At 68.4% G+C, this 3,660-nt stretch carries 6 protein-coding genes; 4 read left to right on the top strand and 2 right to left on the bottom strand.

The genetic code is table 11. The features are described 5' to 3' along the window. The 4 genes from FNQ90_RS15915 to FNQ90_RS15905 all read left to right on the top strand — a co-directional run. Window positions 1-456, top strand: a 456-nt coding sequence (locus tag FNQ90_RS15915) for a hypothetical protein (RefSeq protein ID WP_182606991.1), incomplete at its 5' end; no start/stop codon positions are given. A gap of 111 nt (window positions 457-567) precedes the next feature. Then, window positions 568-792, top strand: a complete 225-nt coding sequence (locus tag FNQ90_RS27465; RefSeq protein ID WP_267133060.1) for a ParA family protein — start codon at window positions 568-570, stop codon at window positions 790-792. Window positions 793-821: 29 nt separating this feature from the next. Then, entirely contained in the window at window positions 822-1,052 is a 231-nt protein-coding gene (locus tag FNQ90_RS27460) for a ParA family protein (RefSeq protein WP_228471263.1), read from the top strand. After that, entirely contained in the window at window positions 1,049-2,101 is a 1,053-nt protein-coding gene (locus FNQ90_RS15905; protein WP_182606990.1) for a ParB/RepB/Spo0J family partition protein, read from the top strand. The genes FNQ90_RS27460 and FNQ90_RS15905 overlap by 4 nt, the downstream gene beginning before the upstream one ends. 88 nt (window positions 2,102-2,189) lie before the next feature. On the opposite strand, the gene FNQ90_RS15900 is transcribed toward FNQ90_RS15905, so the two are convergent. Both FNQ90_RS15900 and FNQ90_RS15895 read right to left on the bottom strand, forming a co-directional pair. Continuing rightward, window positions 2,190-3,254, bottom strand: a complete 1,065-nt coding sequence (locus FNQ90_RS15900) for a hypothetical protein (RefSeq protein WP_182606989.1) — start codon at window positions 3,252-3,254, stop codon at window positions 2,190-2,192. Window positions 3,255-3,282: 28 nt separating this feature from the next. Further along, entirely contained in the window at window positions 3,283-3,528 is a 246-nt protein-coding gene (locus FNQ90_RS15895) for a type II toxin-antitoxin system RelE family toxin (RefSeq protein WP_407699375.1), read from the bottom strand. Between the last annotated feature and the right edge of the window lie 132 nt (window positions 3,529-3,660).

Here is a 3,660-nt window from a genome sequence, read left to right as displayed (position 1 = left end):
GTGGTGGGGTACGTCTTCGCGTGGCTGACCGCACGGGTCGCCGCACGCGGTGCGGAACGCGCCGGAGAAGCCGTCGATGCCCGTGTCGACGCCGGCCTGGACCGCATCGGCGGCCCGGTTGCGGGTCGGTTGGGCGGGGATCCGGCGTTGGAACGCGCCGGTGAGGAAGCCGAACGAGGAATGGAAGAGCCCAGTGAGCGGACCCGGCGGCGCCTGGTCGACTCCCTCGAGGACCTCCTGGAACGCGACCCCGCCTTCGCCGACGAACTGCTACAGGCGCTGGAAGTCCTCGGGCCCGGTGGTGGTGGGGTGACGGCCTCCGACGGGGGCCAGGCGATCGGGGGCAATGCCACCATCCGTGCCGCCCACGGATCCGCAGTCGCGCTGCGGATGGGGGATGTCCACCTCGGGGGTGGTGCGGGAAACCCTTCCGGGCCGGGTCCGCGAGCGAGCTGAGCGGTCACCCGGCGCCCGTCGCACCCGGCTCACCGCCCCCGCCACCGTTCGATGTTCCCGCCGGCGCCGTGGTGGCCGGTGTGGGGTCGGTGCTGGCCGGGGGTGTCCAAGGTGAGCTTCAGCGAAGCGGCCCTCGAGCGCGCTCTGGAGCCGTTGGAGAGCGGCTACGACGTCATCATCATCGACGGTCCGCCCAGTCTGGGGCTGAACATGGACACGGCCCTGTACTACGTGCGGCGTCGGGACGGTGAACTCGCCGACCGCTCGGGGGTGATAACGCCGGTGTGGGCGAACAAGGCATCGCATCGGGCGTTCCGGCTGTTGAGGTCCAGATAGAGGATCTGAGCGCGAAGGGCCGGATCCGGGTGGATCACCTCGGGTTGATCGTGAACGCCTACGACAGTCGGCGCGGCAAGCTCGTGAAGGAGAACAAGGATCAGTGGGAGAAGAGCAGTTCTCCGCCGGTGTTGGCCGTGATCGGTGATTTGAAGGAAGGTCGGGAGGCCGCGGACGGGGAGATCCCGCTCCTGGAGTACGCCCCCGACAGTGAGCACGCGCAGGCGATGCGTGATCTGGCGAAGGAGCTGGCCGTATGACACCCCCTGCCCGTCGGGTCACCCGCGGTTTCAGCATGGAGGACGAGGAGGGCGGCGAGAAGCCGGTGCCTCGTCGTGTCCGGACCCGTCAGCAGATCATGAAGGGGGAGGGCAAGCGTCCTCCTGCGGCGGTGGAGCTCCGGCTGCTGGCGCACAACCCGTTCAATCCGCGGAGTGAGCTGACCGACATCGAGGAGACCGCGTCGTCTCTACGTGCCAAGGGGCAGATCCAGCCGGTCACGGTAGTCAGGCGCGAGGCGTTCCTCCGGGCTCATCCCGGTCGGGAGGGGGAGATCGGGGAACCCGAGTACGTCGTCGTCGACGGTAACCGGCGTCTGGCCGCTGCCCGCGCGGCGGAGTTGGCGGAGCTGAGGATCGACGTCAACGATGAGCTGGCGGCCAGTTCCACGGACATCCTGGAGTCCGCTCTGATCGCGAACATCCATCGGGTCGATGTGCCGCCGTTGGAACAGGCTCAGGCGATTCGGGAACTCGCCGGGGTTCACGGGTCACAGGCGAAGGTCGCGCAGCGGTTGGGGAAGACAGCCGCGTGGGTATCGCAGCGCCTGGCACTTCTCGAGCTGACCCCGGAGTTGCAGGAGAAGGTCGAGTCCGGGGAGTTGAAGGTCGAGCCGGCCCGTCGGATCGGGCGGTTGCCGAAGGAGGAGCAGGCCGCGGAGGCGGAGAAGGCTCTGAACTCGGTGAAGCCGCCTCGCCAGCGGTCGCGCCACACGGAGCCGGATGCTCCGGAGGCGGAAAGCGTTAACGGCGTTAATGCCTCGGGGGCTCCTGTCTCCTCGCCGGCCTGGGCCGATCGGCTCGGGGAGGGTGAGGGCGCAGGGAGCAGGCCTTCGCCCTCGGGGACCATTAACGGCGTTAACGGTTCGGGAACCGATGCGGAGCACATCCTCGTGCCCCGTGCCTCGCCCCAGCAGGTGGTCGAGGCACTGGTCACACACCTCTCACCCCCCGATCTACTGGCCGTGACAGAGCTACTGGTCGGCCGGGTGGGCACCCCAGACGCGGAAGTCGAGCAGTCCCACACCTGACCCCCGGGGCGGGGAGGCCCGGAGCACCGCGATTGCGGTGGTCCGAGCCTTTTGCATGGGCGCGGCTCGGGAAACCTGTCTTCGACGCTCAGAAGGAGAGACCTGCCGCGCCGCAAGAGGAACAGAGCAGCGGATCCTCGCCGGCTCCCAGCATCGAGCCGCAGCCGCGGCAGTCCCTGATGTCGGGGAAGGGCCGCGGGCAGTGGAAACAGAGGCAGACCACGTTGGTGGGGTCGCCTGCGGTGATGGCCATCACCAACGAGTCCCTGTTGCAGTCGGGGCAGGGAAAGGGGACCTCCGCCCCGCCGGTGACCAGGGCGGGGTCCACCGTCGAGCTGTAGGTGTTTTTGAGAACGTCCCACTCCCACAGCTGGGTGCAAAAACGGCAGGTGCTTTCTTCTCTCTCCAGCACCAGTGCCCATTCGGTGCAGTGGGGGCAGCGCACCGTGATGGTTTTGAGCGGTTCCAGCTCTCCCCGTAGCCGCTTGCGGCGTTGGGTGACGAAGCCCTGGATCAGGGTGAGGCCACCGCGGATGCGTTCCATGTCGATCTCAATGCGCTCGCGTTCCTCCCGACTGAGCCCTGGAATGAGGTGCTCGGCGAGGAAGCGGACGAGGAAGTCCAGGACGTGGCAGGTGCGGGCTTCGACGGCCCGTGCCTTGGCGGTGAGGCCGTGGTGCTGGAGCTTGTTCCGGGTCTCCGCCAGGTCCTGGAGCAGCTTGGTCTCTTTGTCGGTGATGGAGATGCCGACGATGTGACGCAGTCGCTCCAGCGCCTCCTTGGTGGTGCAGCTGGGGAGACTGCCGTCGTCCAGCTCGGCGCGGCGGGCGGTTCCGGGGTTCTTGAAGACCAGGGTCCAGTGTTCGAGCTGGAGTCGGTACTTGAGGAGTACTTCGGCGGCAGCCTGGAGGTGCAGCACGGCGTACTTCAGATCCCGGGCGCTGACACTCTCCTCGCCGGCGGCCAAGTGCTCGGTGACACTGAGCAGATAGTCCAAGCCGTTGTCGATGGGCGGGAAGTTCACCTCGCTGCCCGGGCGCTCCACCTCCCGGCCGGGGTCGTAGGGCCGTGCCGTCGGTGCTCCGGGTATGCTCCAGGCGCCGGAGGTGGGCCGGTCTTCCTCGCTGCTCCACGGCTCCTGGTCGGTGGCCATGTGCGGATGTGGTTCCTTCTCGGCTGGCTCAGATGTAGACGATGCGCACGACGGTGACGGTCAGCACGGCGCGGGCGACGTAGTAGCGCACGACGACTCCGGCGGCGACGGCTTCACGGCGGTCTTCCTGGCCGTCGAGGGGTGTGGAGCCGTGGGCGTAGGGGTCGGTGGCCAAGTCCCGCATGGCGGCGTCGAAGCGGGCCTTGAGCCCGGTGGGCATCTTTTTGCGGGCGTCGTCGGCGGGTGGTGCGTAGACGATGCGGTAGCGGCTCACGCGGCTCCCCGGGCGTCGTCGTCGGTGGTGACGGCGCCGATGTCCTCGCCGGCTTCGAGGCGGCGGAAGAGGTCTTCGTCCTCGCGTTCGGCGGTGGGGTGGGCGGTGAGGGCCCAGCGGGCGAGGATGGCG

This window comes from Streptomyces alkaliphilus, from assembly GCF_014141535.1.
In the GTDB taxonomy this organism is placed as follows: Bacteria; Actinomycetota; Actinomycetes; order Streptomycetales; family Streptomycetaceae; genus Streptomyces; species Streptomyces alkaliphilus.
The sequence above is the reverse complement of the archived record's forward strand: the minus strand, read 5'-3'. Positions and strand labels throughout refer to the sequence as shown.

What these genes read in the sequence shown, in the direction of transcription:
- FNQ90_RS15905 (WP_182606990.1), top strand. Translation starts at nt 1,049, where the DNA reads ATGACACCCCCTGCCCGTCGGGTCACCCGCGGTTTCAGCATGGAGGAC.
- FNQ90_RS15900 (WP_182606989.1), bottom strand. Translation starts at nt 3,254, where the DNA reads ATGGCCACCGACCAGGAGCCGTGGAGCAGCGAGGAAGACCGGCCCACC.